The 26,921-nt window shown below is 33.4% G+C and carries 28 protein-coding genes; 22 read left to right on the top strand and 6 right to left on the bottom strand.

The window, feature by feature from the left end; translation table 11 throughout:
• Positions 1–87 precede the first annotated feature (87 nt).
• The 22 genes from KCG49_RS10390 (at position 88) to KCG49_RS10290 (ending at position 22,600) form a co-directional block, all read left to right on the top strand.
• Positions 88–399: a DUF6660 family protein gene (locus KCG49_RS10390; protein ID WP_203255967.1), complete on the top strand. Its 312-nt coding sequence runs from the start codon at positions 88–90 to the stop codon at positions 397–399.
• Positions 400–496: 97 nt separating this feature from the next.
• Positions 497–4,831, top strand: coding sequence for a CusA/CzcA family heavy metal efflux RND transporter (locus KCG49_RS10385; RefSeq protein WP_218546344.1), 4,335 nt, complete (start codon positions 497–499; stop codon positions 4,829–4,831).
• A 4-nt stretch (positions 4,832–4,835) separates the two neighbouring features.
• Positions 4,836–6,041: an efflux RND transporter periplasmic adaptor subunit gene (locus KCG49_RS10380; protein ID WP_069831879.1), complete on the top strand. Its 1,206-nt coding sequence runs from the start codon at positions 4,836–4,838 to the stop codon at positions 6,039–6,041.
• Positions 6,042–6,043: 2 nt separating this feature from the next.
• Positions 6,044–6,460 carry a Fur family transcriptional regulator gene (locus tag KCG49_RS10375; protein ID WP_069831878.1) on the top strand — a complete coding sequence of 139 codons (417 nt, stop codon included), beginning with the start codon at positions 6,044–6,046 and terminating at the stop codon, positions 6,458–6,460.
• A 58-nt stretch (positions 6,461–6,518) separates the two neighbouring features.
• Positions 6,519–7,112: a mercuric transport protein MerTP gene (merTP, locus tag KCG49_RS10370; protein WP_069832103.1), complete on the top strand. Its 594-nt coding sequence runs from the start codon at positions 6,519–6,521 to the stop codon at positions 7,110–7,112.
• Complete coding sequence (locus tag KCG49_RS16470) at positions 7,112–7,321, top strand: GDCCVxC domain-containing (seleno)protein (protein WP_083253427.1); 210 nt, start codon at positions 7,112–7,114, stop codon at positions 7,319–7,321. Before merTP ends, KCG49_RS16470 begins: the two co-directional genes overlap by 1 nt.
• A gap of 30 nt (positions 7,322–7,351) precedes the next feature.
• Entirely contained in the window at positions 7,352–9,316 is a 1,965-nt protein-coding gene (locus tag KCG49_RS10365; protein ID WP_069831877.1) for a heavy metal translocating P-type ATPase, read from the top strand.
• 301 nt (positions 9,317–9,617) lie between these two features.
• A complete protein-coding gene (locus tag KCG49_RS10360; RefSeq protein WP_069831876.1) occupies positions 9,618–10,454 on the top strand; it encodes a DUF932 domain-containing protein in 837 nt (278 codons plus the stop codon).
• Between the two features lie 260 nt (positions 10,455–10,714).
• Positions 10,715–12,511 carry a ParB/RepB/Spo0J family partition protein gene (locus KCG49_RS10355; protein ID WP_218546342.1) on the top strand — a complete coding sequence of 599 codons (1,797 nt, stop codon included), beginning with the start codon at positions 10,715–10,717 and terminating at the stop codon, positions 12,509–12,511.
• 256 nt (positions 12,512–12,767) lie between these two features.
• On the top strand, positions 12,768–12,929 hold the full coding sequence (locus KCG49_RS10350; protein WP_218546341.1) for a hypothetical protein: 162 nt from the start codon (positions 12,768–12,770) through the stop codon (positions 12,927–12,929).
• Between the two features lie 16 nt (positions 12,930–12,945).
• Entirely contained in the window at positions 12,946–13,491 is a 546-nt protein-coding gene (locus KCG49_RS10345; RefSeq protein WP_218546339.1) for a hypothetical protein, read from the top strand.
• A gap of 85 nt (positions 13,492–13,576) precedes the next feature.
• The gene (locus tag KCG49_RS10340; RefSeq protein WP_218546338.1) at positions 13,577–14,461 is read left to right on the top strand and encodes a hypothetical protein; all 885 of its coding nucleotides are present in this window, start codon (positions 13,577–13,579) and stop codon (positions 14,459–14,461) included.
• Between the two features lie 677 nt (positions 14,462–15,138).
• Positions 15,139–15,495 (top strand): single-stranded DNA-binding protein, encoded by a 357-nt coding sequence (locus KCG49_RS10335; RefSeq protein ID WP_218546336.1) that lies wholly within the window; start codon positions 15,139–15,141, stop codon positions 15,493–15,495.
• Between the two features lie 76 nt (positions 15,496–15,571).
• A complete protein-coding gene (locus KCG49_RS10330; protein WP_203255961.1) occupies positions 15,572–16,021 on the top strand; it encodes a JAB domain-containing protein in 450 nt (149 codons plus the stop codon).
• Positions 16,022–16,032: 11 nt separating this feature from the next.
• Positions 16,033–16,230 (top strand): hypothetical protein, encoded by a 198-nt coding sequence (locus KCG49_RS10325; protein ID WP_069831866.1) that lies wholly within the window; start codon positions 16,033–16,035, stop codon positions 16,228–16,230.
• A 316-nt stretch (positions 16,231–16,546) separates the two neighbouring features.
• Positions 16,547–16,999: a BfmA/BtgA family mobilization protein gene (locus KCG49_RS10320; protein WP_369680358.1), complete on the top strand. Its 453-nt coding sequence runs from the start codon at positions 16,547–16,549 to the stop codon at positions 16,997–16,999.
• Positions 17,000–17,003: 4 nt separating this feature from the next.
• Complete coding sequence (gene mobB, locus KCG49_RS10315; RefSeq protein WP_218546411.1) at positions 17,004–18,032, top strand: MobB family relaxase; 1,029 nt, start codon at positions 17,004–17,006, stop codon at positions 18,030–18,032.
• Between the two features lies 1 nt (position 18,033).
• The gene (locus tag KCG49_RS10310) at positions 18,034–19,629 is read left to right on the top strand and encodes a type IV secretory system conjugative DNA transfer family protein (protein ID WP_218546334.1); all 1,596 of its coding nucleotides are present in this window, start codon (positions 18,034–18,036) and stop codon (positions 19,627–19,629) included.
• A 45-nt stretch (positions 19,630–19,674) separates the two neighbouring features.
• Positions 19,675–21,051 carry an RNA-binding domain-containing protein gene (locus KCG49_RS10305; RefSeq protein ID WP_218546333.1) on the top strand — a complete coding sequence of 459 codons (1,377 nt, stop codon included), beginning with the start codon at positions 19,675–19,677 and terminating at the stop codon, positions 21,049–21,051.
• Positions 21,052–21,054: 3 nt separating this feature from the next.
• The gene (locus tag KCG49_RS10300; protein ID WP_028283572.1) at positions 21,055–21,588 is read left to right on the top strand and encodes a hypothetical protein; all 534 of its coding nucleotides are present in this window, start codon (positions 21,055–21,057) and stop codon (positions 21,586–21,588) included.
• Between the two features lie 44 nt (positions 21,589–21,632).
• Entirely contained in the window at positions 21,633–22,139 is a 507-nt protein-coding gene (locus tag KCG49_RS10295; protein WP_218546331.1) for a restriction endonuclease, read from the top strand.
• Positions 22,136–22,600 (top strand): hypothetical protein, encoded by a 465-nt coding sequence (locus tag KCG49_RS10290; protein ID WP_218546330.1) that lies wholly within the window; start codon positions 22,136–22,138, stop codon positions 22,598–22,600. Before KCG49_RS10295 ends, KCG49_RS10290 begins: the two co-directional genes overlap by 4 nt.
• A 104-nt stretch (positions 22,601–22,704) precedes the next feature.
• Here the strand turns inward: KCG49_RS10290 and KCG49_RS10285 are convergent, their stop codons facing one another.
• The 6 genes from KCG49_RS10285 to KCG49_RS10260 are packed head-to-tail and all read right to left on the bottom strand — an operon-like array spanning position 22,705 to position 26,919.
• Positions 22,705–23,070, bottom strand: coding sequence for a hypothetical protein (locus tag KCG49_RS10285; protein ID WP_218546329.1), 366 nt, complete (start codon positions 23,068–23,070; stop codon positions 22,705–22,707).
• A 7-nt stretch (positions 23,071–23,077) separates the two neighbouring features.
• Entirely contained in the window at positions 23,078–23,911 is an 834-nt protein-coding gene (locus KCG49_RS10280; protein WP_218546328.1) for a DUF4138 domain-containing protein, read from the bottom strand.
• Positions 23,912–23,941: 30 nt separating this feature from the next.
• Positions 23,942–24,871: a conjugative transposon protein TraM gene (gene traM / locus KCG49_RS10275; RefSeq protein WP_218546327.1), complete on the bottom strand. Its 930-nt coding sequence runs from the start codon at positions 24,869–24,871 to the stop codon at positions 23,942–23,944.
• Complete coding sequence (locus tag KCG49_RS10270; protein WP_203255954.1) at positions 24,852–25,475, bottom strand: conjugal transfer protein TraK; 624 nt, start codon at positions 25,473–25,475, stop codon at positions 24,852–24,854. The genes traM and KCG49_RS10270 overlap by 20 nt, the downstream gene beginning before the upstream one ends.
• Before the next feature lie 11 nt (positions 25,476–25,486).
• Entirely contained in the window at positions 25,487–26,329 is an 843-nt protein-coding gene (locus tag KCG49_RS10265; protein WP_218546326.1) for a hypothetical protein, read from the bottom strand.
• Between the two features lie 2 nt (positions 26,330–26,331).
• Positions 26,332–26,919 (bottom strand): conjugal transfer protein, encoded by a 588-nt coding sequence (locus KCG49_RS10260; protein ID WP_218546325.1) that lies wholly within the window; start codon positions 26,917–26,919, stop codon positions 26,332–26,334.
• Between the last annotated feature and the right edge of the window lie 2 nt (positions 26,920–26,921).

Below are 26,921 nucleotides of genomic sequence, written 5' to 3'. Positions count from 1 at the left end.
TTTTTCGAAAGGCTCTTCTATTATAAAAAAATCATACTAACGTTATTTGCAATACCATTGCATTAAATAATTTATATCTTTGCTACGATGAAATTTTTAGCTTTTATATTATCAATTTATATTTTCGCGCTTAATTTAGCACCCTGCGAAGATAATGTTACGCTTGATAATGAGGTTCAAACAGAAATTTCACAAGGAATGGACAAAGACCATCAACATCAAGATTCAGATTTATGTTCGCCTTTTTGTATTTGTCAATGCTGCCATGTAAGTGCTGTGCATTTTGATATACCGGATTTAAAATTAGAATTATCTTTTATTTCCACAAAAGATGTTTTATACCTAAGCGGTTCAGAAAAAGACTTCACGAATTCCGTTTTACAACCACCACAAGTGTAATGAGCACCTGCTACGCAGGTGTATTATAAATCTATGCTACCATCGATACTCTTTGGTAACTATTCTTTATTTATAAATTCATTATAACTATAATTCTATGATTAATAAAATCATTGATTTTTCAATCAATAACAAATTCATTATTGGTTTGCTAACGCTTACCATTGTTGGAGCTGGTATTTGGAGTATGACTCAAGTACCTATAGATGCGGTACCAGATATTACCAACAACCAAGTACAAGTCATTACGCAAGCACCAAATTTAGGAACAGAGGATATTGAGCAAATCATAACCTATCCAGTAGAGGTAGCAATGAGCAATCTACCTAATGTCCAAGAAATTCGTTCAATTTCTCGTTTTGGCTTATCAGTTGTTACCATTGTTTTTGACGATGATATGGGAACGTATCTGCCACGTCAATTAGTCGCTGAAAAACTCAACGACATCAAAGAACAAATTCCCGAGGGATTTGGAGAACCTTCAATGGGTCCTATTTCATCTGGTCTAGGAGAAATATATCAATACACACTTAAAGTCAAACCAGAATACAAAGAGAAATATTCAGTTACTGATTTGCGCACCATGCAAGATTGGATTATACAACGTCAAATGGCAATGGTAGAAGGTGTTGTTGAAGTTAATGCTATTGGCGGAAAAATTAAGCAATATGAAGTCGCTGTTGATCCAAATGAGTTGCGAGCAATCGGATTAACAATTACCGATATCTTTGAAGCGTTGGAAAACAATAATCAAAATACAGGTGGTGCATATATTGAAAAAAATCATCAAGCTAATTTTATTCGTGGCGAAGGCTTAGTGCGTAGTTTGGATGATATTAAAAAAATCACAGTAAAAAACACCAATAATATTCCTATAACTATTGGCGACATTGCCAAAGTACAATTTGGGTCTGCTATTCGTTATGGCGCATTAACACAAGATGGAGAAGGAGAAGTTGTAGGTGGTTTGGTAATGATGCTTAAAGGCGCAAACTCAAACGATGTTATCGAGAATGTAAAAGAACGCATGGCTCTAATAGAAAAGTCATTACCAGAAGGTGTGATTATTGAACCTTTATTAGACCGAAGTAAGTTAATAGCAGAAACTACATCAACTGTAGCAACAAACCTTATTGAAGGTGCATTAATAGTAATATTTGTACTCATCTTTTTATTAGGAAATTGGAGAGGTGGTTTAATAGTGGCATCCACTATTCCGTTATCGTTGTTGTTTGCATTTATCCTTATGAATGTGTTTGATGTTTGGGCTAATTTAATGAGCTTAGGAGCAATAGATTTCGGTATTATTGTCGATGGTGCAGTAATTATAGTAGAAAGTACCGTTTTTCTTATTGCATCACAAGTGCTAAAAAAGAAGAAACTTACTGCAAAAGAAAGAGATAAAGTGGCTTCTAATGCTTCAAAAAAAATGATGAATGCAGCCTTTTTTGGTCAGCTAATTATTCTAATTGTCTTTCTGCCTATTTTGGCATTAGAAGGGATTGAAGGAAAAATGTTCAAACCGATGGCATTGACTTTCATTTTTGCAATGATTGGTGCAATGGTACTTTGTTTGACGTATGTGCCAATGATGTCTGCCTTGGTTTTAAGAGCACCAAAGTCAGACAAAAAATCTTATGGCGATAAATTTGTGCATTGGGTAGAAGAAAAATACCAACCTTTATTAGTTAAAGCGATACAAAAAGGAAAATGGATTATAGGCATTGCAGTCGTGCTATTCGGACTAACAGTTTTTATGTTTAGTCGAATGGGAGGCGAATTCATCCCACAACTCGATGAAGGAGATATTGCATTTCACGCCATTTTAAAACCTGGAAGCTCGCTTACAGAAACGATTGAAACGACCACAAAAATTGAACAAATTGTAAAAGCAAAGTTTCCAGAAGTCGAAAAAATTGTAAGTCGAATTGGTGTTGCAGAAATCCCAACAGACCCAATGCCAATGGATTTAGCCGATGTTTTTGTGATTTTAAAACCAAAAAGCGAATGGACAACAGCCACTACAAAAGATGAATTAATAGAGAAGATGAAAGAAGCGGTAGAAATGGTTCCTGGTGTTAACTATGAATTTACACAACCTATCGAAATGCGTTTTAATGAATTGCTGGAAGGTGTTAGAGAAGACATTGCCATAAAACTTTATGGAGAAGATATAAATGTCCTGTCTCAAAAAGCAGAAGAAATATCCAAAATCATTGCAGGAACTGAAGGTATTGGAGATATGAAAGCCGAAGCCACAACAGGGTTGCCACAAATGACTATTACTTACAATAGAAATAAATTAGCCCAATACGGACTGCAAATAAACACCTTAAATCAAATTGTGCAATCGGCTTTTGCAGGTGGTACAGCAGGAATTATTTTTGAAGGCGAAAAACGATTCGATTTAGTAGTAAGATTAAATTCCCAAAATCGAAAGGATATTTCAGATGTTCAAAATTTGTACATCAACTTACCGTCTGGTACTCAAATTCCACTTAGGGAAGTTGCAGATATAAGCTACAAAGCCGGTCCAATGCAAATAAGTAGGGATAATACAAACAGAAGAACCTATGTTGGTATTAATGTAAGGGGACGTGATGTAAAATCATTGGTAACAGAAATAAAATCCAAGTTAGATGCTAAACTAGAGTTGCCATCAGGTTATTTTATTCGTTATGGTGGTGCTTTTGAAAATTTAGAACGTGCTAGTAATAGACTGCAAACAGTTGTACCAATTGCGTTATTGCTCATTTTTGTACTTATTTATTTTGCTTTAAAATCATTGCCACAAACCTTAATGATTTATATCGCAATTCCTATGGCAACCATTGGTGGTGTCGTAGCGTTGTGGTTACGAGATATGCCATTTAGTATTTCGGCAGGAGTCGGTTTTATCGTTTTATTTGGTGTTGCGGTTTTAAATGGATTAGTAATGATTAGTGGTTTGAATGAGTTGAAAGATGAAGGTGTTACCAATCTTAAAGATAGAATTATAGAGGGAACAAAACGAAGAATTAGACCAATTATGCTAACCGCTTTTACAGATGTTTTAGGCTTTTTACCTATGGCAATTTCGGCATCAGCTGGTGCAGAAGTACAACGGCCTTTAGCAACGGTTGTAATTGGTGGTTTATTAACATCTACACTATTAACATTGTTCGTTTTACCTATATTATATCATTGGGTAGAAAACAAATCATTCAAGTTTAGAGCAGACAAAAAAGTGATTACAGTTACTGCTATGGTAGCTTTTATGTTTTTGTTACCAATAACAGGAAACGCCCAAGAAGTTAACGATACGTTGCCAATCATTTCGATGAATGAAGCGGTTAAATTATCAAAAGAAAATTTTCCACTTTTAAAACAAAAGCAATTAGAAATCAGCAAACAAGAGCAGTTAAAAAGTACAGCTTATGATTTTGGAACGACTCAAATTTTTACTGGAGGCGAGGAAATTAATAACGGAAATGGTATTTATACAACTATAGGAATTGGTCAAAGCAACATTGATGTGTTTGGTATTTCTGCAAAAAAACGATTGCAAGAACAACGCATTCAACTAGCTCAAAAAGCGTTTCAACTTTCAGAATTAGATTTAGAATTGGAAGTGAAAAAAGCCTGGGCAAATGCCTTGCAGAGTAAAAGGAATTATAATTTATACAGAGAGTTAGATTCAATTTATACCAATTTTGAAAAAGCAGTAGCATTAAATTATGAAGTAGAAGCGATTTCAAGGTTAGAATATTCAGCAGCTAAAAATCAAGCTTTACAGATTCAAAATAAATTTATGCAATCAAAAAGTGAATATAGTATTGCATTACAACAGTTAAACCTATGGTTGGTTTCTGATACATTCTATACCGTTCCCAATGATTTTGAAATCACTAGTGAAATTGATGTTGATACTTTTAACTTAGAAGAACATCCCTTATATGGTATAGCACAATTACAGGTAACAGAAGCAGAAGCCACATATAAAGCTGCCAAAGCAGATAATTTACCCAAGTTAAATTTTCAAGGTGGTTTACAAAACTTAAATGGTAATTCAGGGTTTTATACCTATCAAGCAGGTGTTTCCATTCCTTTTTTGTCTGGTACAAATAAAGCAAAGGTTAAAACCGCAAAAATCGATAAGGAAATTGCTGATACGAACATTCAGTTCAAAAAACAAGAAGTACAATCCAAGTTTGTACAATCAAAAGAGAATTATCAAAAATGGAAAACGTCTTGGTTTTTCTATAAAAATGAGGTGTTACCACTTGTGAAAGAACAAAAATTGGGGGCTTTATTTGCCTATAAAGAAGGAGAGATAGATTATACAGGGTTTACACAACTCATAAAAGAAGCTATTCAATCTGAATTACAAGCTCAAGAAGCATTAATAAATTATTTAGAAAGCACATTTCAACTACAATATTTTAATAAATAAGAAAATGAAAAACACACGATATATAATCTTAACATTACTAACAGTTTCACTTTTAGTAGTTGCCTGTGGAAATAAAGAAAGCCATAAAGAAGGCGATGGTCATGCACACAATGAAGATGTAAAGCCAGAAGCCGAAGAAGCTCATAGTGATGAAGAAGAAGTGATGCTATCACAACAACAGTTTGATGCCTTAAAAATGAAAACAGACACCCTAGCATTGCGTAATATGAGCGGTTATGTAGAAGCCAATGGCACATTAGAAGTACCACCACAAAACGAAGCAGCAATAACTTCTGTAGTTGGTGCAAATGTGGTATCAATAAAAGTTATTGAAGGCGATAAAGTTAATAAAGGTCAAGTGGTTGCATATTTATCTCATCCTAATATTATAAAAATGCAGACCGATTATTTAAATGCTTTTAGCAACAGTAATTTTTTAAAGAAGAACTATGAACGTCAGCAAAAATTATATGATGCAGGAGTTGGCTCTGGTGCAAGTTTTCAAAAAGCCGAAGCAGAATATGATGCCTCTAAAGCTATGGTAAATGGATTGGAAGCTCAATTGAGACTATTAAACATAAACACGTCATCAGTACGAAATGGAACCATTGCTCAAAGTATATCATTACGTAGCCCAATAGAAGGCTTTGTCCAAAAAGTTGAAGTAAAAACAGGACAATATGTAGAACCGCAAACCGAACTTTTTGAAATCGTAAACACGCATCACGTTCATGCAGATTTAATGGTGTTCGAAAAAGACGTTTATAAAGTAAAGAAAGGTCAAAAAGTGATTTTCAATTTACAATCTAATACAGACGAAGATCTTACAGCAGAAATCTATTCGGTAAGCAAAACTTTTGAAGATAATCCTAAAGCACTACACGTCCATGCTGAAATTGAAAACAAAAAAGGGAATCTAATTCCAGGAATGTATATTAAAGGTAAAATTCAAGTTGAGAACGCAGAAACTCATGCATTGCCAGAAAGCGCAATTATAAAAGAAGGCGATAGATTTTATGTCTTTTCAGTAGAAAAAGAAAATGACGATTGGAGTTTTAAGCCAGTTGAAGTGCTTTTAGGAGAAAAAGATGGTAATTGGATAGCGGTTAAATTTGCTGAAGAACAAGATAAAGCCACAAAATTCGCTTATAATAATGCGTATTATTTAATTGCTGAAATGAAAAAAGGAGAAGCAGAACACGAACATTAATTATGCAAACCATAGAACAATTATTAGAGTCAAAAAATATACGTGTTACGGCAATGCGTTTATTAATTTATAAATTTCTTGCTGAGAAACAAGTAGCAGTAACATTAAGTGATATCGAAAATGCTTTTGATAAAGCAGATAGAACTACATTGTATAGAACAGTAAAAACATTTGAAGAAAGTACGATTGTACATCAAATAGATGATGGCACAGGCATTACTAAATATGCGCTTTGTGAAAAAGGCTGTAACTGTGATATTGAAACCGATTTACACTTACATTTTCATTGTAATAACTGCAACGAAACGGTTTGTCTTACCGAGCATAAAATTCCACAAATAAAAGTGCCAAATGGCTTTATTTCCGAAGACATAAACTTGGTTGTAAAAGGTGTTTGTGATAAATGTAGTGGATTATAAATGCACTTCCGTTGCATTGTATTTTAACTCATCTTTGTTTTAATTAAGTACAATAATGATGAAAAGTAAATTAATAGGGACGAGTTTAATTTCAGCAATCGCAGCTTCATTGTGTTGTATAACACCTTTTTTAGCAATGATTGCAGGTACAAGCGGGATTGCTTCAATGTTTTCTTGGATAGAACCTTTTAGACCTTATCTAATAGGGTTAACAATTTTAATTCTTGGTTTTGCTTGGTATCAAAAACTAAGACCTCAAAAGAAAATTGATTGCGAATGTGATACTGAAGAAAACTCGAAATTTATACAGTCAAAAGCGTTTTTAGGAATAGTAACTGTTTTTGCAATTGTGATGTTGGCTTTTCCATTTTATTCAAAATTTTTTTACTCAAATACAGAGAAGCAAATAGTCGTAGTTGACAAATCGGACATTAAAACAACTAAATTTCAAATTAGCGGAATGACTTGTACGAGTTGTGAAGAGCATGTAAATCACGAAGTAAATAAACTTAATGGAATTCTAAGCTCAAAAGCGTCCTACGAAAATGGAAATGCAGTTGTTGAGTTCGACAGAACTAAAACCAATGAAACTGAAGTTGAAATTGCAATTAACGCAACAGGTTATAAAGTAATTAACAAAAAACAGAATTAATGGAAGTCATATTAAAATCAGAAATTACTTGTCCAAATTGCAAACATAAAAAGGTTGAAGAGATGCCAACAAACGCTTGTCAGTTTTTCTACGAATGCGAGAAATGTAAAACGGTTTTGAAACCGAATGAAGGAGATTGTTGTGTGTATTGTTCTTTTGGAACGGTTCCATGTCCGCCAATTCAAAAAGGAAAAAACTGCTGCTGCTAACAAAATAATTTCAATAAGTAAGGAAACCAAATGAAAAAAAAGAAAGTCAATTTACGAGATATAAAACCAAATTCTGAAATAGATCACAATCAAAACGATGGTCACAATCATAGTAGTTCAGAGAACATAGGGAAGTTTAATATTTATTTGCCGGCAATTTTCAGTTTTGTAATGTTAATGATTGGTATTGCAATCGACTATTTCGATATGTTCCCATATTTTAAAGGATGGATTCGCATACTTTGGTATGTTATGGCATATATTCCCGTAGGTTTTCCTGTTATAAAGGAAGGGTGGAAAAGCATTAAAAAAGGAGATGTTTTTACAGAGTTTTTCTTAATGTCTATAGCAACCATAGGTGCATTCGTGATTGGCGAATACCCTGAAGGAGTAGCAGTAATGTTATTCTATGCGGTTGGAGAATTATTTCAGAGTGCAGCAGTAAATAAAGCAAAGGGTAATATTAAAGCTTTGCTCGATGTTCGTCCTAATGAAGCTTTGGTATATCGCAATAATGATTACATTTCTGTAAGCCCAGAAACGGTTGAAATTGGAGAAAAAGTTCAAGTCCGTGTTGGAGAAAAAATCCCTTTAGATGGTATTCTGCTTTCCGAAAAAGGCTCATTTAATACAGCGGCATTGACAGGCGAAAGCAAACCTGATACGATTGCAAAAGGCGAAAAAGTATTTGCAGGAAGTATTAATATGGATGGAGTTATTGAAATAGAAACCACCAAAGAATTTAAGGATAGTTCCATTGCACGTATCCTCGATATGGTGCAGAATGCAACAGCTCGTAAATCGAAAACAGAATTATTCATTAGACAATTTGCTCGAATTTATACGCCAATAGTTGTGTTTCTAGCTATTGCAGTTACATTTTTACCATACTTTTTTGTAGATGATTATGTGTTTAGAGATTGGTTATACAGAGCCTTAATTTTCTTGGTAATTTCTTGTCCTTGTGCTTTGGTTATATCCATTCCGTTGGGTTATTTCGGGGGATTGGGAGCAGCTTCAAAAAACGGAATTTTGTTTAAAGGCGCTTCATTTTTAGATGCCATGACCAAGATAAATACATTGGTAATGGATAAGACAGGGACGGTTACGAAAGGCGTCTTTAAAATTAAAAAGATTGAAGCTATCAATTGGGATGAGAAAGAGTTTATGAAATACCTGATGGCGATGGAAGAACAATCCACACATCCAATCGCAAAAGCCATTTTAGAATATAAAGATGAAGGTACAGATTATGAAGCTTCAGAAGTATCTGAAATAGCAGGTAAAGGCCTAAAAGGTATCGTAAACGGTAAGACTGTTTTAGTTGGTAACAAAGCCCTAATGACAGCCAATAATATTAATGTTTTAGAAGAAACAGAAACTATTGTAGAATCGATTGTTTTGGTATCTATAGACAATACATTTGCAGGCTATGTGGTTATTGCAGATGAATTAAAAGAGGATGCAAAAGAAACGATTACAGCATTACATAAAGTAGGTGTCAAAAATATAATGATGCTCTCTGGCGATAAGGATTCCATTACTCAAAAAGTAGCTTCCGAGTTAAATATCGAAATCGCTAAAGGCGGTTTGTTACCAGAAGATAAGCTAAATGAAGTTGAAATTTTAAAACAAAACCCTAATAATAAGATTGCTTTTATAGGCGATGGCATTAATGATGCACCAGTTTTAGCAGCAAGTGATGTAGGAATTGCAATGGGTGGATTGGGAAGTGATGTCGCAATAGAAACCGCAGATGTTATTATTCAAACAGACCAACCTTCAAAAGTAGTTAGGGCTATTAAAATTAGTCGTTCCACTCGCAAAATTGTATGGCAAAATATCATATTAGCATTCGGTGTAAAAGTAATTGTTCTAATATTAGGTGCAGGTGGTTTAGCAACTATGTGGGAAGCGGTTTTTGCAGATGTTGGTGTTGCATTGTTAGCAATATTGAATGCTGTTAGATTACAGCGCATGAAATGGGTTGATTAAAGCTTATTGAAGCGTATTTTTGTAAACTAAAAACCCTCACAATTGTGAGGGTTTTTAGTTTTTAAATTATACCTGATTTTTATTTTATTAATCTATATTTAGTAACAAGAGCGTTATTAAAAAAAAGAGTTATTCATACAATATGTGAAGCAAGTTAAACTCGTAAAATACACCCATCAAAAGACTACGGCATAAAGCCATTGCAATATCCAACGCTTATTTATTCCGTTTCCTTTTGAGCTGTGATTTCAGCTTCCGTTTGGTTCTAGCTTAAATATTGTTTAATCTAAAATCAAATATTATGTATTTAAGTAATTTACAACAAGATGAGATTTTTGTTTCTTCAGAAATGAAATCCTTAAAAAGCCTCACGCAGATGGAATCTCGTAGAGGACTTGAAAATGCCATTATCTCAAATGGTAAAATCGTTAATGTGGTATCAAACAGTTATGGCCATATTCCCAATCAATTATTCTTCAAAAAAGCGGAACAGATGCTTTTGGATGCTGGACTAAACTATCACAAACGAAGCGTTAATAGAAATGATAGGTCTTTCATAATAGATTTTATCATTGAAGATAGCAATCAGTTTAAATTGAAAAACAAGGAAGATTTAATACTACCCATGCTACGATTTAAAAATTCTTATGATGGTAGTGAGAAGACTTCCGGACATTTTGGTTTTTACAGAAAAGTATGCTCAAATGGACTGCACGTTTCGCAAGCAGAAATTGAGTTTTCCATAAAGCATAGCAAAAATAATACAGAATTGATTATGCCAAGAATGAATGGCTTATTCGATAAGTTCCTGAACAATGAGTTTTATACCATCGTCAAGAAATTTGAAAAGATGAAAGACTTTAAAATCATCGACACAAAAGAATTTGTAAAAGCAATTTTGGATAAAACTAAGCTGTTCAAATATGAATGTAGTGATAAAAACGAAGAGCCTTCAAAGAAATCCCGTGAAGTTATTGAAACCTTGAACTACGAAGCACTACTGCTAAACGAGGAACCGAATTTATGGTTAGGCTACAATGCCTTCAATTCCATGTTACACAATACATTGAAGAAGACATTTTCACAACAAGAAAAGTGGGATAAAAAACTATTCAATGAAATATATGAAATGGTTTAATATCCAATAATTAAAGGTTGCTCTAGTACCTTAAAACTAGAGCATTTTTTAGATTCATACTTTATTTCTGTTAAAAAAGGGGAGAGATATCTATATCAATATTGGTACAAAGATAAACTCGCAAAATATTATCATCAAAAGACTACGGCATAAAGCCAACGCTTCGCCCACAACTCATTTATTCCGTTTCCTTTTGAGCAGAAATTTTGTCTTCTGTTTGGGTTCTGCAAAAATATTGTTTAATCTAAAATTTAAGTATTATGACAACAAAAGCAAGTACTACAAGCAAAAACGGAAAGACAACAGCCACCATGAAAAATGAAGTCAAGAAGAAATTGACACAAGGCGCCATTGGACTTCAAGTTCAAGAACTACCTATCGGAAGGATTATTCCTGACCCAATGCAACCAAGAAAAACCTTTAACGAGGAAGCTCTAAAACAACTGGCTGAAAGCATCGAAGAACACGGTGTCCTACAACCTATTACGGTCCGAAAATCTGGAAAAGATTACATCATCGTCATGGGCGAACGTCGATATCGCGCAAGCAAATTGGCGAAAAAGAAAACCATTCCGAGCATCGTTAGAGCATTCGATAATAATGATGTTCTGGAAATTCAAATTATCGAAAACCTGCAAAGACAGGATGTTGAACCTACCGAAGAAGCTGAGGCGGTTACGTTCCTAAGCGAAAAATATTCGCTAACGGAGATTTCAAAACGCTTGGGTAGAACAGAAAACTTTGTAAGACAACGTTTAAAATTAGCAGGTCTAATTGAAGGTTTTAAAGTGTTTGTTCGAAATGGCGAAATGACGATTTCGTTAGGTGTAGGTGTTGCACTTTTCGAGCCAGAGGAACAGCAAATGATGTTGGAAACAATGGACCAGGATTTTAATGCCCATCAAATTAATCAGATGATTAAAAACCAGACCTACGATTTAGAGAATGCACCTTTCGATGTAGTCGATGAAAAGTTGATTACTAAAGTAGGAGCATGTACAACATGTCCGTTCAACGCAGCAAATCAAGGTAATCTGTTTGGCGATGGTAAAATGGTGTGTACAAAATCAGCCTGTTATGAAACGAAGAAAAGCAAGTCGTTTTTGAACTTGATTGAAAAATCGAAGAACGAGAATGTGTTGTTGATTCCTGAAATTCGCAAATACTGGGCAGATGACGAGAATAACCAGCTCGTTATATCGCAACTGGAAAAAAAGGGATTGAAAGTCTACCTTCTGGATGATATTGAAATAATCGAAAAGCCAATTAAACCTACAATTGAAGCAATTAAGACGGAATATCAACATTACGACTATTCTGAAGATGAGCTAAAAGCCGAACTTGAAGAAGCAAATCAGAATTACAAGGGAGAATTGGAAGTGTATAATTCCGCAAAAGAAAATGGATTTGTAAACGGTATTATGTTTCATCCAAAAACGTATGTACATAAAGTAATTTTTGTGAAGCTAGTAGAAGTTTCAAAAATCGAAAATTCTACATACTCGGAACCGTTGGCCAATAGAAAAATGGCAGAGTGTTCGCCTGAAGAGCAAATTGTTAAAATCAATGAAAGAGAAACACGAAAGAGGCATATCGAGCACAATAAGCAATTTGAGGATATGGTTCAGATGATTCGTCAAACCGATTATATCGAAAAGAAGAAATCACTTTCGGTAGATGAAATGGTAGCTTTCTCATTAACCCTATATGAAAACAATGTGGATTATGTAGGTCGGCAAAAACACTTTTCAAAATTATTGGGTAACACATCTAAAAAGACTGATGTGGAAACTGTCGAGAACTTCAAAAAGAATTTCAAAAAGGAAACCTTTTATAAGTTGATTCGGTATATCCTTACCAAGCAAGTACATTTTGGCGAAAGTAATCACGTTAATAACTTGACAAACATTTCATTCTACAATGCGATGCAAGGGTATTATAAAACCAAAATTGCCAATATTGAAAAGGAATATGCTGAAGAGAGAAATAAGCGTGAAACACGTTTGAAAGAGCGGATAGGAAATCTTGAAAAGAAAATTCAGGAATTAAACGATTAGCTTTTGTTGTTGGAAGTAAGGGTCAGCATTCGTGCTGGCTCTTATTTTTTTATATAGTCCTTTAAAAAAAGGTAAGTAGAACCTATTCAATCAATATCAGCGCAAAGGTAAACTCGTAAAATACACCCATCAAAAGACTACGGCATAAAGCCTACGCATCGTCCAACGCTTATTTATTCCGTTTCCTTTTGAGCTGTGATTTTAACTTCCGTTTAGGGACTGCTCAAATATTGTTTAATCAAAAAAACCTAGAATCATGAAACAAGTAACTGAAAAATTCAACATGTCATTACAAGAAGTAGAAGAACATTACCGATTAAGTAGTGAAAATTACGATGTCGATAGTGGAGAAAGTCATTTAGCTTACTACAGAGATAAGCATCCTGTGAATTATCAAGTATTATTAGATAGTGTTTAATTTAAAGTCTCACATCATGGAAAATTTAAAAGTAGTTCAGTTCGATTTCGGTTTTGAATGTAAGCCGATATCAGCAAAGGAAAAAGTAGTGAAACCAACTAAAAAGGATAAGAGTGATTTTGTCTTCGATTTTATGGATTGCCTTGCGAGTCCAATCATTGTTTTTAAATCCGCATGGCAAGATACCATTCCAAAAGACATTCTTGGTAGAATAAAATTATCAAGAATAATTTGCTCAATGACAGGAGATAAAATGGCATCATTAACAGAGACTTTAGCCTATATGATGCCAAGAACTTATGAAGCACCAATGCAAACAGAATGGGTAAACATTTACACATGGCTGGGACTTCAATATGCAATGCAGACCAAAAGTAAAGACCAATTGGAAGCTATGATTGAAATAGCACCAAAAGAACTATCAGATTATGAAAAACGACTCTTAAAAAATCTGAGATTATGGATTTATGATAAGCGAAGAAAAGCGCTTAAGGGAATTTTGAAAAAGAATAAAGTGTCAAAAGACGATGGTATTTTAGATATTCAAGAAAAGTTGTTTTAGTAATAAATATTTTCAATAAAAGTCATTTTATCTCTGCTCTTTTTATGTTATAACATTATATTTATAATTCATATAACAGTTCAAAATGTTGATATATCATGAACTTATAGAATTAAGGGATAAACTTGCAAATAACGAGATTGGTCTTGAACTTGCAAAAGAAAAGTGTTGGAGTGGCTTCAAGGAAGGACAACGGTCTTGGCACACAAAAGACTGGAAAGATAGAAGGTCAAAATTCATAAAAGAAAAATGTGAAATATGTAGTAGTGAAGAAACATTAACCATACAGCATTTTTCACACCCAAAAAAATATTCAGAATTTAAAAGAGAAATAACAAGAACATATGCGAAAGATTATATAGACACTAATCCAGACATTGACAAATCTGAATTTACTGCTCATGTTCTAAAAAAATATGAATATGTACCAATTCCTTTGTGTCCGAATTGTATGTGTAAAAATCCTAGAGAAAGAGTAAGGAAAATCCCAAAGTATCGTTGTGCGGATTGTAAACAAGAATTTGAAGAAGCGATTTATAGGACAGAAATAGAACTCATTTCTATTTTTTATCAAGATGAGGATGCATACGAAGTTCGAGATAGGTGTTTTATTTCAAAAGATAAATGGAGAAACAACCACAACCTATCAAATATTCGGTATTGGTTGCAGAGAGAATTAGCAAAAAATAAAGATGCTGTAACGATTGAAAAAAAGGCATTTTTACTTTATTTAAATGACAACATTAAGTATCTGTCCTTTGAAGATACAATAACGGCTTGCAAAAAATGTGCATCTAGCTTTGACTTACACAAAATGGAATTATGCCCCAAATGTAAAAAACACTATAAAGGCATCCAATATCCAACTTGTATACAATGTTTGCCTGAAGAAAAAAGAAAAGCTGCAATGGAAAAAATTGAATTTGGTAAAGAATGGCAAGAAATGCATAAAAGACTTGGAATAGACTAATAAAGTGGAAATAATAAAACCAGCTGCTAACCCATGCAACTAATTATATGAACTAGTTGTTTGAAATAACCAGTAAAAATCAGTTTTTATATTCCATTCAGCACATTTCCTTCCATTCCGTAAAAACTTCATTCCAGAAAAAGAGCTTCATTATCAAAGTCTTGAACCTAATCCACACTTTTTACTTTTCATTCCGTTAACCCTTTCCGTTGCTCTGGAAAGGAACACTTCATTCCCTAGTAAAAAGTGCGAATCAAGTCCGCCAGACAAGGAAAATGTATCTGCATTTTGTTCCACTTCCTATGATTTTGTATTTCACAAAGACTTTAGAATCACTTCCGTAATCCAACACCATCATACCTTTTTTTGACAGCAAAATAACAACATTCAGCTTTGAACGACAGCATAACCAGGCTCGTGCCTCGCACTTTTTATATGTCTAAACAAAGCTGAATATCGAAAGCACTAAGCAACAAAAAGAAGGTAACAGCGTCGGCTCTATGGGAAGTAAATCTAAAATGAATCTTATGAAATCTTACAAAATCAATAAAAAGGAAGCGGAACAAAAGTTAAAAAAACAAAAAAAGGAAAACGCTCTGGATATAATAAGTAAATCAATAACAAAGCCTTTCTGAATAGTTCAGATAGGTCAATATTAATCTTTAAATTTTTTAATTATGAGTACTCTAAGAAACAAAGTACAGTTAATTGGCAACGTCGGAAACGAGCCAGAAATCACAAACCTTGAAAGCGGAAAGAAAGTTGCAAAATTTTCAATCGCAACCAATGAATCTTATAAAGATTCTAAGGGAGAAAAAGTGACAAACACCCAATGGCACAATATTGTAGCATGGGGAAAGATTGCCGAAATCGTTGAGAAATATGTAGGCAAAGGAAAAGAAGTAGCATTAGAGGGAAAATTGACCTCACGCTCTTATGAAACCAAAGATGGAGAAAAAAGATATGTTACCGAAGTGGTAATTGATGAAATTCTGCTTTTGGGAATTAAAGGCGAGGATAACGCTACTGAATAATTGAAATTAAAAGAGGGCGTTCCTGTGGAAAGATGCGCCCTCTTTTTCATTCTCACTATAACTAATAATAGAAACAATGAAGAACAAAGTTAATGAAATAAAAATTAGCTACAAAGGCGGTTTAAAATCATCTATGTGGCAAAAAATAAACAGTTCTCAAGATGCAGCCGAATTGTTGTTTGAGGATTGGGATAAAGATACTATTGCACTACACGAAGTATTTAAAATTGTACTTCTAAATAATAGCAATAAGGTAAAAGGCGTATATCAAATTTCACAGGGTGGAATTGTCGGAACGTTGGTAGATTTAAGAATTTTATTTGCGGTCATTTTAAAATCGCTATCGGTAGCAATCATTTTAACGCACAATCATCCAAGTGGAAAATTGATGCCTAGTGAAGCTGATAAAAGCCTTACTAAGAAGATTAAGAATGCTGCAAAATTATTTGATATTAAGCTTCTCGACCATTTGATTTTTGCACCTGATGGAGATTATTATAGTTTTTCAGATAACGGAATTTTATAAAACGAAAAGCTATGATTTATATAAATTTTACCGATTTGAGTGAAGAAGCGCAAGAGCGTTTGCTTAACAATTCTAAAGAAGATGTTAAGCATAAATATGGAAAGGACATTATCGAATATGCATCTGCTAATAATCAAAATTTGGACAAGATGCTAGACGAAGAAGCAATAAGAAATTTATATAGTTACACATACGTGTTTAATATATAAACGCTCTTAAAAATTGTAAGACCTTTGAAAATTTCAGAGGTCTTTTTTTATATTCTGCAACAAAAAGAGCGGTTTGTTAAAGATACTTTTAAACTTCAATAATAACACTCTTAAAAAATCTAATTTCAATTTGTATTACAGAAAAAGCCATTACATTTTTGGATGTAATGGTATTTTTTTGTCCAGCGAGCTGGACGAAAAGGAATAGCAAGAGGGTAACACGCTAGCGCGATGTTTCGATTTTCAGTTTTTTTCAAAACCCTAGTAAAATCAACACCTTTCGGCGATTGATTGTTTTGATATTTGAATATGTAACATGGTTTTTTCAGAAAAAATCCTCGCAGCCCAATCAAAACAACAAATTTTTTCAGAAAAAATGGATAAAGGATATGAAAAAGAGCGATTTGAGAAGCTCGGGATCAAAACTTCAGTAGCAGAGCGTTTTCGAGTGTTTTGTAAAAAATTATCTAAATCACAATCGATGACTTTGCTTCTGATGCTGGACTTTTTTGAGGACAATGGCATTTCACCAAATGAAACTTTAGGACCAAATATGCAAACATTGGAGAGTAAAATTAAGAAGCGAATCAATGCTGTAATTGCCATTATAAAGGACATAGAAAAGAACCATGATAAACCCACAACTGCAATGTTGCAATCTTTATTTATGGAGTTTGAACCAAAGCAAGAAAAGTTGATTTTAGAAAAAGAGGTCGAAGAGAAGGAAGTGTTAATTGTAGAAAAAAATGATTCAAGTAATCAATTATAATATTATGTATATCACAATCACAGCTCAAAAATTAGGAGGAGATTATTCACAAAGTTCTGCGGATTTTGCTGAGTATCTGGAGAAAGAAAATCAAGGTTTGGAGCAAGAAGACGTGGAACATTTTTTCAATCAATATGGCGATGAAATTGAAGCCAAAGATGTGGTAAAAGAAATCGATGGCAATACTGCAAAACTCAAAAAGAAAGAACCAAAATTTTATTCCATTACAGTTAGTCCAAGTAAATATGAATTGAGAAAATTACAGAATAATTCTGAAGATTTAAAAAGATATACAAGAGCCATAATGAACGATTATGCAACGTCTTTTAATCGAGAAATTAATGGTAAACCAATAACTGTTGACGACATAAAATATTTTGCAAAAATTGAGCATCAAAGAACATTCAAAGGCACAGATAAACAGGTTAAAGAAAACCAACCTTTTGCCACTAAAATACTTCAGCTAAAAACTGACATTCGGAAAATTGAACAAGGTCAATTAGATGGGAATATAAAGAAAATGAAATCCCAAATTAGCAAACTCGAAGCCGAAGCACCACATCAACAAAATGGAAAACGAATTGTTCAAGGCATGAAAAAAGCAGGTAATCAAAGTCATATTCATATTATCGTGAGTCGAAAAGATGCCTCAAATTCTGTGAGTCTATCACCAGGATCTAAATACAAAGGTTCGGAAGTTGAGATGCATGGTAAAATTGTAAAACGTGGTTTTGATAGAGATGCATTTTTTACAAAAGCCGAAAGCACCTTTGACAAAACATTTGGTTACAAACGTAACTATGCAGAATCATATAAATCAAAGAAAGATTTTATTAGAAACCCAAACCTGTACTTCACAACATTGTTAGGACTACCAGCAAATGAAAAAGCAGTTGCTTTTAAAATGCTCGCAAAATCTGGAGTTCCCATTGCGAGTATTCCAACCAGTCAAGTACAATTGGCACTTAAAACCATAAAGTATTTAAAACGAGGTGTGGACGTGGCAATTAAATCGGGTTCAATAGGTATATAACATGGAAATACAAGGAGTTACATTTATGATTGGGTTACTGTTTGGAATGAGCTTGGTGTTTTCAAGTCTTTTCAAAATGACGAGATACGCCTTTTTTGTAAACCTGATTTTGATTGTTATTTGTTTAGGATTGCTTTTTAAATTGAGTCCGTATTTAATGCATTGGTCTGCACATTTGCTTTATGTTGGTTGTCCACTAGTGCTTATCAATACGATTCTATATGTATTTCTTCATAAGGAAAATGAAATTTTGGAACCAAATGATAAGCACCAAGTTCATTTTAAAGCAAAGCGTGGAAATTTCAAAATAAATAACATCAAACGAGGTGCTTCAATCATTGGTTCTGCAGGAAGTGGAAAAACTGAAAGTGTCGTTTTTAATTTTCTTCAACATTTCAGCAAACATAAATTTTCCGGTGTGATTCACGATTACAAGAATTTTGAAATCACAGAAATGGCATTTCCTTTATTTGAAAAAAACGAGATTGATTTCAAAGTGATTTCATTTGATAATATTCATGATAGAGTAAATCCAATAGCACCAAGATATATGACCAATGAAGAAAGCGTAAATGAGGTTGCAAGAGTACTTATAGAAAACTTATTAGAACAAAGAGAGTCCGGAAGTATAGGAACAACAAAATTTTTTAATGATGCAGCTGAAGGCTTAATTGGTGGATTGATTTGGAAGTTAAGAACCTCGCATCCACAATATTGTACATTACCTCACTTAATAGCTGTTTACCAATATCTCAACACTTCAAGTCTAATTGCATTTTTAAGTAAGAATACAACATCGAGAGCGATGGCAGATGCGTTTATTAGTGGTAAGGATTCTGACAGACAAACGGCTGGTGTAAAAAGCACTTTGGCCAACGCGCTCAAAAAAATAAGTACGCAACGTATTTTTATGGCTTTATCCGCAGATGATGTTCCGCTCGATATAAATAGCCAGGACAAACCTTTAGCGATTTCAGTAGTCAATAATCCAAAATATGAGACTGCCTATTCGCCGATTATAGCTACTATCATTCATACCATTACTAAGCAAATGAGTGTACGAAATTCAAACGCTTCGTTTCTCTTGATGGAAGAAGCACCAACAATCAGATTATTAAATATGCACAGAATTCCAGCGACATTACGAAGCTATGATATTGCTACCATTTACGTGATGCAAGACAAAATACAGAATGATATGATGTATGGAGATAAAGCGAGTAAAGCGATTCTAAGTAATTTATCGTATCAATTCTTCGGAAAGGTAAACGATCCAGACACCGCGAAATATTATGAACGTTTTTTTGAAATCGTAAAGAAAGAAACGACAAGCGTAAATCGAGGACACAATCTTAATTTTGATACACGAATTACAACAGGAGAACGTGAAGTCGCTAAAATTAGAGCCGATGTATTTTTTAGGCTGAAAGAAGGCGAGTTTATTACGTTCGCTGATGGAAAGGACAGGAAAGTACAATTTAAACTTCCTAAAATTGAAAAGCGATTACCAACGAAACAACAGGACTATTCTGAGGCTGACTTACAAGCTAATTTTGATAGAGTTTATAAAGAAGTTAGATCGATTTTCAAAAATTAATATCAGTATCTTTATAGCGTAATTAGTTAGACCATTTCAATTTTCATGACCGAGACCAATCGTATAGAATACAAACAAGAGCTTACTGAAGGATTAGAAAAAGAAGTCATTGCTTTTCTGAACTATCGTGAAGGTGGCATTATCTATATAGGTATTGATAAAACAGGAAAAACTTATGGTTTGGTAGATTCAGATAGTGACCAATTAAAGATAAAGGATCGGTTGAAACACAATATTAAACCATCTGCATTAGGCTTATTTGATATTGTTAGTGAAGAACGTGAGGGTAAGGATATCATAAAAATTATTGTAGCAAGTGGACCAGAAAAACCATATCATTTAAGAAAATATGGTATGAGTGAAAAGGGGTGCTTTATACGAATTGGAACTGCTGCAGAACCAATGCCTCAAAAAATGATTGATACGCTTTTTTCTAAACGTACTCGAAATTCAATAAGTAAAATCAAAGCAACGACACAAGACTTGACTTTTAGCCAACTGAAAATATATTATGAAGAATCAGGCTATAAACTAGGCAACGCATTTGCTAAAAATTTAGAACTACTTACTGAAGATGGCGCATATAATTATGCAGCTTATCTTTTGGCTGATAAGAATAATACGTCTATTAAAGTTGCTAAATATTCTGGTACAAATCGAACAGATTTAATAGAAAGTAATGAGTATGGCAATGAGTGTTTAGCAAAGGCAACTAAACAAGTCATAGATAAAATTGCTGTAGAAAATAGAATAGCTACAAAAATCACTTCAAAGGAGAGAGAACAAAGCCACCTATGGAATCCTATTGCATTACGTGAAGCCATTATTAATGCTTTTGTACATAATGATTATACCAATGAAGTACCGCCCAAGTTTGAGATTTTTTCAGATAGAATTGAAATTACATCTGCTGGAGGTTTACCTGAAGGATTGAGTCAGCAAGAATTTTTTGAAGGGTTTTCAGTCCCTCGTAACAAAGAACTGATGCGCATATTTAAAGACTTGGAGTTAGTAGAGCAACTAGGTTCTGGTATTCCACGTATTTTAGATCACTATGGTAAAGAGAGTTTTAATTTTTCTGAAAACTTTCTTAGAATGGCTTTTGTTACTAAAGAACTTACTACTAAAGTAGATGATAAAGAAGATAATGGAGAAGGGGGTCAAGAAGGTGGTGCAATAGGTGGTGTAATAGGTGGTGTAATAGGTAGTGAAATAGACGATAATTCTAAATTGACTAAAAGGCAAAAAGAAGTACTTAAACTAATTGCTGAAAATAAAACCATAACTTATAATGAAATAGCTGAAGTTTTAGGTATCAATGAATCTGCTGTTGGTAAACATATAAATGCTATTAAAGAAAAAGGCTATTTAGAACGAAAAGATGGTACTAGAGGGTATTGGGAAATTAATATGAGTAAATAACCAATGACAGGAATTCTACTTATTTTATTAATATTATTCTTTCTCGGACTTCCATTCTATTGGATTTATAAACTGATTTCAAAAAAGAAAAAAGGAAATAAAACTAATGTTCAAAACTTATCGAAAGATGAATCTAAATTTGAAGCTTCAGATTTAATTAGGAAAACGAAGTTTATGTTTATGGACGATTATCGAATGTGGACAAAACTATCTGAGGCTGAAAGGAAAGAACGTTTAAACGATATTCAAGTCATATTTGATTATGGTAAAGACCATATCACAAGAGAAATGATAAAGAAAGGTTTTGAACCTGGCTCAAAAATAATTGATATTAAATATTTTACAGGATTGTCCGAACACGGATTTACAATTTCAACATTTATTATTCAACACAAAGATGGTGGGGAAATAAGAGCTTTAACAATGAATATAGACTTGAAGAAAATGGAATTTAAAGCCACTCGAAATGCTTATTTTAGTTCAGGAAAGGAAAAATATTATTATTTGAAAGATAGAGAAAATTTAATGGAAATATAGGTGTAATATAAAAGCGAAATAAATTCTTAATAAAATAGTTATAAATGAAATTAACATTTGACGAAATAGAAGATGATAAAATCTTTGAAGAGTTAACAGCATCGTATTTTCGAGAATTAAAAGAATCACCAGATAATAATATAACTGATGTTGTTGTGAAGGAAACAGGAGAAGGAACTGATGGAGGTAGAGATATACTCATTGAATTTAACCTTTCTGATGATATTAAGATTTTCAAGAGAAAATGGGTAATACAATGTAAGTTTAGAGAAGATTCTGTATCACCTTCGCATCTCAATGCAATTAATATACCTACTTTAATACATTCATATAATGCGCAAGGATATTTACTTGTTTGTAAAACAAGAGCAACTTCAGGAGTCACTGATTTGTTTGAAAGGCTAAATGAACAATGCAAAGACAAATACCATTATGAGTGTTGGAATGGAAGTCAATTTTTAAGAAAGCTTATTTTGCAGGAAAAAATTCAAGAACTTTTCTTCCCAGAATACTATGAGTATATACAAACCTTTAAAAATAAAGCGAAATGAGAACATTTATATCATATTCAATTAATGATACAGACCAGTACCTTTTGACTTTGCTTTCTAGCGAACTTTATAAAAAAGGTGTTACAATTACGCAGAGCAATGATTTTCATTTAGAAATGAGTTCATTGACAAAAGTTAATATTAATAAATCAAATTTATTCATTGGAATAATCACAGGTCAAGGTCAGGAAAGAGACAGGGTTTTAAAAGAGTGGCAATTGGCAAATGTATCTAATGTGCCATCCATTTTGATGATTGAAAATACCGTTCCTATTGATCCAAATTTCAAAAGCCCATATATTATTTTTGATAGAAATTATCCTCAAAATGCAATTAATCTGCTACATCAGAAAATAACAGAATTAAAAAAGGAGATAGATAAAAACCCAAATGCTTTGGCTTGGATTTTAGGAGGTGCAGCATTGTTATCGATTTTTGGATTATTATCTTCTGATGATTAATTAAGTCATCACACAGGTGAACTAATTAAAAAAAAAGGAATTTTTTACAAGAAATTTTTTTTGGTTTCTCTCATTACAAATGATTTAAGAACAACGCAAAACAATTACAAAGGCGCCTTTTCCTTAGGATCTCTTACAGTTACTTTCCAAACACCATCTTGCTTTACCAATTTAAAAATGCCTGGTGTTTTATCATAAGAGGTCGAGTATTTTACCCAAGCGACATCGCCTTCAGTAACTTCATCGATAAGTTTAAAATTAGATTCTGAACCTTTAGGTTTAGCAAACATTTTTTGAAGATTGGAAAATGTGGAAAAACCTTCTGGTGTTGTATGCTTTTTAAGCGTGGCTTCTTTACCTTGATAAAAGCTTTCTGCAACGATTTCTGCTACCGATGCAGGATCTGAATTAGTTGTTCCAGCACAGGAAATAAATAAGACTACAAGTGAGTAAACGGTTATTTTTTTCATGATATTATTAATTTGGGTTATTGATATATTTATGTGATACTTTCATTTCAATATTTCGTTCGCCATCTTTCTCATTTAATTCTAAAACTACTCTTCTGTCATTAGATAACGAAAATTTAGGCATAACATATATAAATCTTACCGTTTCATTTACCACAATTTTAGAAGGCAGATGATGTTTAAAAATAGGCTCTATGTACAAACGTTGTAAAGATTTCTTTTTTCCTTTTTGTCGTGTTTCAACGGAAAGGTTAAGGAAATTCAAATCATAATCCAAAGTAGAATTATTCCTAATTTGAATAACGAAGTAGAGCTCTTCTTTATCAAAAACAATATTTTCAAGCCTCATGATAACACCGCTATTTCGCCTTGTATATCTTCCTAGATATTGTCTTCTATCGAGAAGATAAGAGCAGAATTTTTGATAATAATACGTACTGTTATCAATCTTTTTTTCAAAAGTTTCAGTCTGAATTGAGTCTTTGACTTTTGGTTTTTCATTCCCAATACTACTTGTCATCGGGATAAAATAATTGAGCTTTGAAAGCAGCGCTTTGTACCTTACAATATACGAAAAAATTGCGCCATTTCTGTTGATTACCAGTAGATTACTTTCTTTTCCTTGTTTAGCTTGCAGTAAGCCGAAATATTGTTCTTTTTCTCGATTGTAGGTAAATACGAAATTTTCTGAACCTGTTATACCTTGACGTATAGGCTCAGGAAAAAAGAGAGCCACATTTTTGGTGTCATTAGCATAAATAGTGTCAAGAATGTTTGTTGTTTGCGCATTCATAGAAACGGAAACAATAATTAGAGTCAAAATGTTGATATATTTTTTCATAAGAGTGCGTTTTTAAATACCCATTATGGGTCATAATTTTGGTTTTAGAATAAGTTTATAATTATTCAGTACAGTAACCTTTACATTTCGATTACTACGTCTTAGTACCTTTGTAATACCACCTACCTGCGGAACAGTTGGGATATTGATATCGCCAATAACATCGTCTAGAACTTCATTTGTCGCTTCAGCTCTAAAATTGTTTTCCACATAAATACCTTCGCTACCATCTTGTAAATCGAAAGCTTTGAGTTTTGTGGGATGATGATTGATATTTTCAATTTCAATTAAAGCACGATTGGGTTGAAAGCTGATGAAACCAAATACAAGTGTGTTCTTGGGCATTAGTTTACTGTTGATTGTTGCAGCTTTGGTAAGTCGCATTCTCAATCTGGTGTTTGCCTTTACAATTTGGTCGCCATCAACAACCACGTAAATGGTAGCATCCGTATTGCCAATAATAGAAAGTTCATTGGGTTTTGGTGCAGCTGCAAAAAACAGTTGATGTTCCAAGCCTAATTCTTTAGCTTGAATTTTAAGTTCTCTAAGTATTTCTGAAGAATCAATTTCTATAGGTTGCTTCTTTTCGACTTTCTTCTGTCCGAAGTTTTGATATTTTTTATCTGAGTATTGAATTTTACCTGCATCATAAATACTATCTACAATACGTTTTCTTTCACGTTCTGGAAGATCTGGATCGTAATAGCCTAAAGAATCAATTAATTTTTCATCATAGATGCTGGGTGCATTGTTTTCACGCACTTCTTTTAAATCATTAAGAGCATCTAACTTAGAATCATACTCTTTTTGATTTTCTTCCAAATCTGGTATTAAGGTTTGTTCAAGATTGTCATTCTCGCTTTCGTCATCGCCCATTACCATTACGGAATAGGAAATCAGGAATATGAAAACAATAGCTAATACTGCTATAAATACGATTTTATTCTTTTCTACTTTCATCGCTTAATTTTTTTAGAGTGTTTTCGAAATAATTTGTAATTAAAAGTCCGTGCGGATTGTTTGGGAAGTTTCGGTCAACCATAATTAAGTTTCCGGTGGAAACCAATTCATATGTGTCGATTATAGAACCTCTATTGATTTCAAAAATGGTTGTGGTAGTAAAACTATATGAACCATTATTTTCTGTTATCTGCGACTCGATGCTTAGTACTTTTTGGACTAATGAATATTGTAATAATCGATTATAGACACCATCCGCTTTTTTCTGACGATATAAGTTATCGACTGAACTATTACCAAGCCAAAGTGCCTTTTTAAGATTTTTTTCATAATTGCTTGCATCAATATTATAGAAGTAATTGTGAAACAGTTCTAAATGTGCCAAAGCTTCAACCTTAAAATTTTCTTTTTGGTTGACGAGTTTCAGCGGAATGATACTGCCATCTGTATTAATGGCAAAAGCACTATTCATCGCATTTTTATTTGTATTAAATGCCATCCAAACCGAAAAAGTACTAGATAGCAATGCGCAAACGACTACTGCCAAAACGATAAATCGATTCAATTTTAGAACGTTGTATATGTTTTTGTAAGGTGTTTTCATTGTGAGTTGAATTAGCTGGTAAACAATCTAAGAGTGAAAGATGTAGCGCGTTTATATAACTTGAACTTCAGGAATACGATAAAGCCTACCGAGCCTAATTGAACAACAGATGCAAAAAAGCCCTGGCCAAAATCGGTACCAAACAAGTTGGTCCAGAAGTTGGTGTTTATTTCAGTATAGATAGCATTGACAAATACATTGACCAGAAAAAATGCTGGCACTAACATATAAACTGCTGCATAGAGTTTGAAAAATGTGTAGGCAAGAGAGCGGAATTTTTCAAATACAGCTAAACTTATAACCAATGGGAAAAATGCTTGCATAATGCCTAAAAGAAAGAAGCGTTCTGCTAAAAATAGAGGGTAGATAAACAGGTCAAGAATCCATAAAATGGTACTCAGCATAAAAGCTAATATCTTGAATCCATAAAGTGGTGTTACTAAAGCTTCATAAAGCAACGTCATTGCCATACTTGCAGCATCTAATAAACCGACTTCTTCTTCAAGCGGTAAATCCTGTAATTGCAATGGTAATAACGCAGGTGCTGTCCCTCGATATTGTCCTTCAATAGCAACTAAAATACCATCGAAAAACCCTAACACCTGCGTTGAAAAAATAACCAATAGCACCACAGCAAAATTCTTTGCGAGTTCGCCTGGACTCAATCCCCAAGAATAGCCATCTTTATCCGCAATACCTTCATTGTATTTTTTTAGGATATTGACCAAGAAAAACAATACAGCAAGCGTTTTCATTCCTGCAATGGTATATTGCGAAAAACTGCTGTTCTGTATGGTTTGAAATACCGTGTCGATATATTCTAGCCCAATTCCTAAAATGATGGTTGCGGTCATTTCTAATAGTTTGTTTCGCGATTATTGACTTTATCCTGCATTTTTCTGAAGGAAATAATGTCTCTGTATCGTTTTGTTTTTGTAGTTATATTAGATACCATTTCTTTGGATTCCTGTTCCTTCTTTTTAAGAACTTCTGCACGTTCGGCATCGGTCATTTTAAGATTATCGCTGGATAAAATTTCGCCCATAAATTCAACGGTGTCCAATGAGTTTTGGACTATCGCATCGAATGATTCTGCAATTCGTGTAACTTCTTCAGGTTTTATATAAGGCGAGTTCAAAATGTCTTGCAAATCGTTTTGCATAACCTGAATAAGTCGCTGGTTGTTTTGCGCAATTTCCTCAACCGCTCTGAGTTGCTGTACCACACTTGACACTTTTTCTATGGCTTCTTTTGCATCTTTTAGAAATTTAACAGACTTAATCATTTGAGCTGTCTGTTTGCCAGATTCTACAAGTTGTTTTACCAAACTGATAAAATTGGTATTGTCATAAGTGGGCATACCTTGGGCGGTAGCACCGCTAGGCAATAAAAAGGCAATACTAAAGATTAACCCGATTACTACTGTTTTGATTTTTGTTTTCATTG

Origin of the sequence: Winogradskyella luteola, from assembly GCF_019203985.1 — a bacterium.
Classification (GTDB): Bacteria; Bacteroidota; Bacteroidia; order Flavobacteriales; family Flavobacteriaceae; genus Winogradskyella; species Winogradskyella luteola.
The sequence above is the reverse complement of the archived record's forward strand: the minus strand, read 5'-3'. Positions and strand labels throughout refer to the sequence as shown.

What these genes read in the sequence shown, in the direction of transcription:
- KCG49_RS10390 (WP_203255967.1), top strand. Translation starts at nt 88, where the DNA reads ATGAAATTTTTAGCTTTTATATTATCAATTTATATTTTCGCGCTTAAT.
- KCG49_RS10385 (WP_218546344.1), top strand. Translation starts at nt 497, where the DNA reads ATGATTAATAAAATCATTGATTTTTCAATCAATAACAAATTCATTATT.
- KCG49_RS10380 (WP_069831879.1), top strand. Translation starts at nt 4,836, where the DNA reads ATGAAAAACACACGATATATAATCTTAACATTACTAACAGTTTCACTT.
- KCG49_RS10375 (WP_069831878.1), top strand. Translation starts at nt 6,044, where the DNA reads ATGCAAACCATAGAACAATTATTAGAGTCAAAAAATATACGTGTTACG.
- merTP (WP_069832103.1), top strand. Translation starts at nt 6,519, where the DNA reads ATGAAAAGTAAATTAATAGGGACGAGTTTAATTTCAGCAATCGCAGCT.
- KCG49_RS16470 (WP_083253427.1), top strand. Translation starts at nt 7,112, where the DNA reads ATGGAAGTCATATTAAAATCAGAAATTACTTGTCCAAATTGCAAACAT.
- KCG49_RS10365 (WP_069831877.1), top strand. Translation starts at nt 7,352, where the DNA reads ATGAAAAAAAAGAAAGTCAATTTACGAGATATAAAACCAAATTCTGAA.
- KCG49_RS10360 (WP_069831876.1), top strand. Translation starts at nt 9,618, where the DNA reads ATGTATTTAAGTAATTTACAACAAGATGAGATTTTTGTTTCTTCAGAA.
- KCG49_RS10355 (WP_218546342.1), top strand. Translation starts at nt 10,715, where the DNA reads ATGACAACAAAAGCAAGTACTACAAGCAAAAACGGAAAGACAACAGCC.
- KCG49_RS10350 (WP_218546341.1), top strand. Translation starts at nt 12,768, where the DNA reads ATGAAACAAGTAACTGAAAAATTCAACATGTCATTACAAGAAGTAGAA.
- KCG49_RS10345 (WP_218546339.1), top strand. Translation starts at nt 12,946, where the DNA reads ATGGAAAATTTAAAAGTAGTTCAGTTCGATTTCGGTTTTGAATGTAAG.
- KCG49_RS10340 (WP_218546338.1), top strand. Translation starts at nt 13,577, where the DNA reads ATGTTGATATATCATGAACTTATAGAATTAAGGGATAAACTTGCAAAT.
- KCG49_RS10335 (WP_218546336.1), top strand. Translation starts at nt 15,139, where the DNA reads ATGAGTACTCTAAGAAACAAAGTACAGTTAATTGGCAACGTCGGAAAC.
- KCG49_RS10330 (WP_203255961.1), top strand. Translation starts at nt 15,572, where the DNA reads ATGAAGAACAAAGTTAATGAAATAAAAATTAGCTACAAAGGCGGTTTA.
- KCG49_RS10325 (WP_069831866.1), top strand. Translation starts at nt 16,033, where the DNA reads ATGATTTATATAAATTTTACCGATTTGAGTGAAGAAGCGCAAGAGCGT.
- KCG49_RS10320 (WP_369680358.1), top strand. Translation starts at nt 16,547, where the DNA reads ATGGTTTTTTCAGAAAAAATCCTCGCAGCCCAATCAAAACAACAAATT.
- mobB (WP_218546411.1), top strand. Translation starts at nt 17,004, where the DNA reads ATGTATATCACAATCACAGCTCAAAAATTAGGAGGAGATTATTCACAA.
- KCG49_RS10310 (WP_218546334.1), top strand. Translation starts at nt 18,034, where the DNA reads ATGGAAATACAAGGAGTTACATTTATGATTGGGTTACTGTTTGGAATG.
- KCG49_RS10305 (WP_218546333.1), top strand. Translation starts at nt 19,675, where the DNA reads ATGACCGAGACCAATCGTATAGAATACAAACAAGAGCTTACTGAAGGA.
- KCG49_RS10300 (WP_028283572.1), top strand. Translation starts at nt 21,055, where the DNA reads ATGACAGGAATTCTACTTATTTTATTAATATTATTCTTTCTCGGACTT.
- KCG49_RS10295 (WP_218546331.1), top strand. Translation starts at nt 21,633, where the DNA reads ATGAAATTAACATTTGACGAAATAGAAGATGATAAAATCTTTGAAGAG.
- KCG49_RS10290 (WP_218546330.1), top strand. Translation starts at nt 22,136, where the DNA reads ATGAGAACATTTATATCATATTCAATTAATGATACAGACCAGTACCTT.
- KCG49_RS10285 (WP_218546329.1), bottom strand. Translation starts at nt 23,070, where the DNA reads ATGAAAAAAATAACCGTTTACTCACTTGTAGTCTTATTTATTTCCTGT.
- KCG49_RS10280 (WP_218546328.1), bottom strand. Translation starts at nt 23,911, where the DNA reads ATGAAAAAATATATCAACATTTTGACTCTAATTATTGTTTCCGTTTCT.
- traM (WP_218546327.1), bottom strand. Translation starts at nt 24,871, where the DNA reads ATGAAAGTAGAAAAGAATAAAATCGTATTTATAGCAGTATTAGCTATT.
- KCG49_RS10270 (WP_203255954.1), bottom strand. Translation starts at nt 25,475, where the DNA reads ATGAAAACACCTTACAAAAACATATACAACGTTCTAAAATTGAATCGA.
- KCG49_RS10265 (WP_218546326.1), bottom strand. Translation starts at nt 26,329, where the DNA reads ATGACCGCAACCATCATTTTAGGAATTGGGCTAGAATATATCGACACG.
- KCG49_RS10260 (WP_218546325.1), bottom strand. Translation starts at nt 26,919, where the DNA reads ATGAAAACAAAAATCAAAACAGTAGTAATCGGGTTAATCTTTAGTATT.